Raw genomic sequence first — 3352 nt, 5'->3', positions numbered from 1 at the left:
GAGGCGCTCGACGGCGGGCCGCTGGCGCGGCTGCACGACGGGGACCTGGTGCGGGTGGATGCGGTGGCCGGCACGCTCGACGTGCTGACGCCGGGGGTGCTGGAGCGGCCGAACGTGCGGCCGGACCTGGTGGCCAACGGCTACGGGACGGGGCGCGAGCTCTTCGCGATCTTCCGCGACCATGTCGGGGCGGCGGAGGCCGGGGCCACGCCGTTCTTCTGATCTGACCCCAGCCATGGGAGGGAGCACTCATGTTGACTCCGAAGGAAGCCTCTGCCAACGCCCGCGAGTTCTGCGGCCTCGCGCCGGTCATCCCGGTCCTCGTCGTGCAGGAGGTCGCGCACGCGGTGCCGCTCGCCGAGGCGCTGGTCCGGGGCGGGCTGCCGGTGCTCGAGGTGACGCTGAGGACGCCGGCGGCGCTCGAGGTGATCCGCGCCATGGCCGCGGTGGCGGGCGGCGTGGTCGGGGCGGGGACGATCCTGACGCCCGAGGACGCGAAGGCGGCACGCGAGGCGGGCGCCCTCTTCGGGGTATCGCCGGGCGTCACCGACTCGCTCGTCGAGGCCTGCGAGGCCGAGGATCTGCCGCTCCTCGGCGGGGTCGCAACGGTCAGCGAGGCGATGCGGATGCTCGAGCGCGGCTACGAGGTCTGCAAGTTCTTCCCCGCCGAGGCGAACGGCGGGGCGGCGACGCTCAGGGCCTTCGCCGGGCCGTTGCCGCAGATGAGCTTCTGCCCGACGGGCGGGGTGACGCCGGCGAACGCGCCCGACTACCTGAAGCTGCCGAACGTGCTCTGCGTCGGCGGCTCCTGGGTGGCCGAGGCCTCGCTGCTGCGCGACGGGCGCTGGGACGAGGTGGAGCGGCTGGCGCGCGAGGCGAGCCGGCTGGAGAGGGGGAGGCCATGACCGACGCACTCTGGCGGTCGCTGACCGAGGCCGGCGAGGCGGCGCGGCAGACGCGCATCCTCTCGCTCTTCGAGCGCGACCCGGACCGGTTCGACGCCTTCTCGGTGCAGCTCGGCGACATGCTGCTCGACTTCTCCAAGACGGCGATCGACGCCCGGGCGCTGACGCTGCTCGTCGAGCTCGCCGCCGCGCGCGGGGTGGCCGAGCGGCGCGATCTCATGTTCACCGGCGCGAAGATCAACGTGACCGAGGACCGGGCGGTGCTGCACGTCGCGCTCCGCAACCGCTCCGGCAAGCCGATCCTCGTCGACGGCAGGGACGTGATGCCGGAGGTCGAGGCCGTCCTCGAGCGGATGGGCGCCTTCTCGGACGGGGTGCGCTCGGGCGCCGTCGCGGCGGTCGACGGCGGGCGGTTCACCGACGTCGTCAACATCGGCATCGGCGGCTCGGACCTCGGGCCGGCGATGGCGACGCTGGCGCTCGCGCCCTACCACGACGGGCCGCGGACGCATTTCGTCTCGAACGTCGACGGGGCGCATATCCACGACACGCTCGCGGGGCTCGACCCGAAGCGGACCCTCGTCGTCATCGCCTCGAAGACCTTCACCACGGTCGAGACGATGACCAACGCCCGCACCGCGCGGACCTGGCTCGAAGGGACGCTCGGCGCGGCGGCGAGCCGGCATTTCGCCGCCGTCTCCTCCGCCCTCGACCGGACGGCGGAGTGGGGGATCGACCCGGTGCGGGTCTTCGGCTTCTGGGACTGGGTCGGCGGGCGCTATTCGGTCTGGGGCGCGGTCGGGCTGCCGGTGATGCTCGCGATCGGGCCGGCGCGCTTCGCCGAGTTCCTGACCGGCGCCTACGAGATGGACCGGCATTTCCTGACTGCGCCCCTGCCGGAGAACATGCCGGTGCTGCTCGGGCTCATCGGCGTCTGGCACCGCAACTTCATGGGCCATCCGACGCGCGCCGTGCTGCCCTACGACCAGCGGCTGGCGCGGCTGCCGGCCTATCTGCAGCAGCTCGACATGGAATCGAACGGCAAGCGGGTGACGCTCGACGGCGCGCCGGTCGCGAGCGCGACCGGGCCCGTGGTCTGGGGCGAGCCGGGGACGAACGGGCAGCACGCCTTCTTCCAGCTGCTGCACCAGGGGACCGAGGTCGTGCCCTGCGAGTTCATGGTGGCGGCCTACGGGCACGAGCCGGCGCTCGACCACCACCAGCAGCTCCTGCTCGCCAACTGCCTCGCCCAGTCCGAGGCGCTGATGCGCGGCCGCACCCTCGAGGAGGCGCGGGCGACGGTGAAGGATCCGGCACTCGCCCCGCACAAGGTCTTCCCCGGCAACCGGCCGTCGGTGACGCTCGTCTATCCGACGCTCGATCCGGCGCAGCTCGGGCGGATCGTCGCGCTCTACGAGCACCGGGTCTTCGTCGAGGGGGTGATCTGGGGGATCGACTCCTTCGACCAGTGGGGGGTGGAGCTCGGCAAGGAGCTCGCCACCGCGCTGCTGCCGATGGTGGAGTCGGGGACGGGCTTCGGCGGCAAGGACGGCTCGACCGCCGGGCTGCTCGCGACGATCAGCGCGCTGCGCGCCTGATGCTGGACGGCGTGGCCGCGGGCGCGTCACTGGCGGAGCGGCTCATCCATGCCGACGGGGCGCTCCTCGTCTGGGAGAAGCCCTCGGGGCTCCTGAGCGTGCCGGCGAAGCCGCCGGGGCCGGCCGACTGCCTCGAGGCGCGGGTGCGGGCGGCCTTTCCCGAGGCGCTGCTGGTGCACCGGCTGGACCGGGACACCTCCGGCGTGATGGTCTTCGCCCGGACCCGCCTCGCGCAGCGGCATCTCGGCTGGCAGTTCGAGCGGCGGCAGGTGGCGAAGGCCTATGTGGCGCGGGTCGCCGGCGCGGTGCGGGGCGAGGCGGGGCGGATCGCGCTGCCGCTCGCCTGCGACTGGCCGAACCGGCCGCGGCAGATGGTCTGCCACGACCGCGGCCGGCCGGCGGTGACCGACTGGCGGGTGCTGGCGCGCGAGGGCGGCGCGACGCGGCTCGAGCTCCGGCCGCTGACCGGGCGGAGCCACCAGCTCCGGGTGCACCTCGCGGCGATCGGGCATCCGATCCTCGGCGATCCCTTCTACGGCGACCCGGGCGCCGCCGACCGGCTGCAGCTCCACGCCGCGCGGATCGGCTTCCGGCATCCGGACGGCGGCGCCTGGGTCGCCTTCGCCGCCCCGGTGACCTTCTGATGGCGGAGGAGATCGCCCTCCGGGTGCGGGTGACCGGCCGGGTGCAGGGGGTCTGGTACCGCGGCTGGACCGAGGACGAGGCCACCCGGCGCGGGCTGCGCGGTTGGGTGCGCAACGAGCCGGACGGCTCGGTGGCGGCGGTGCTGGCCGGTCCGCGCGAGGCGGTCGCTGCCATGGTCGCGGCGATGCGGCGGGGCCCGCCGGC

General features: G+C 74.2%; 5 protein-coding genes. All 5 read left to right on the top strand.

Features of this window, described 5'->3' with window-relative positions; translation table 11 throughout:
• Positions 1-222, top strand: a 222-nt coding sequence (locus Q0112_RS19155; protein WP_297977692.1) for a dihydroxy-acid dehydratase, incomplete at its 5' end; no start/stop codon positions are given.
• A gap of 32 nt (positions 223-254) precedes the next feature.
• Entirely contained in the window at positions 255-905 is a 651-nt protein-coding gene (gene eda, locus Q0112_RS19150) for a bifunctional 4-hydroxy-2-oxoglutarate aldolase/2-dehydro-3-deoxy-phosphogluconate aldolase (protein WP_297977693.1), read from the top strand.
• The gene (gene pgi, locus Q0112_RS19145; RefSeq protein ID WP_297977691.1) at positions 902-2503 is read left to right on the top strand and encodes a glucose-6-phosphate isomerase; all 1602 of its coding nucleotides are present in this window, start codon (positions 902-904) and stop codon (positions 2501-2503) included. The genes eda and pgi overlap by 4 nt, the downstream gene beginning before the upstream one ends.
• Positions 2503-3147, top strand: coding sequence for an RluA family pseudouridine synthase (locus Q0112_RS19140; protein WP_297977690.1), 645 nt, complete (start codon positions 2503-2505; stop codon positions 3145-3147). Before pgi ends, Q0112_RS19140 begins: the two co-directional genes overlap by 1 nt.
• On the top strand, positions 3147-3352 hold a 206-nt coding region (locus Q0112_RS19135), incomplete at its 3' end, for an acylphosphatase (protein WP_297977688.1). The genes Q0112_RS19140 and Q0112_RS19135, both read left to right, overlap by 1 nt.

The organism is uncultured Amaricoccus sp., assembly GCF_937858865.1.
Classification (GTDB): domain Bacteria; phylum Pseudomonadota; class Alphaproteobacteria; order Rhodobacterales; family Rhodobacteraceae; genus Amaricoccus.
The sequence above is the reverse complement of the archived record's forward strand: the minus strand, read 5'-3'. Positions and strand labels throughout refer to the sequence as shown.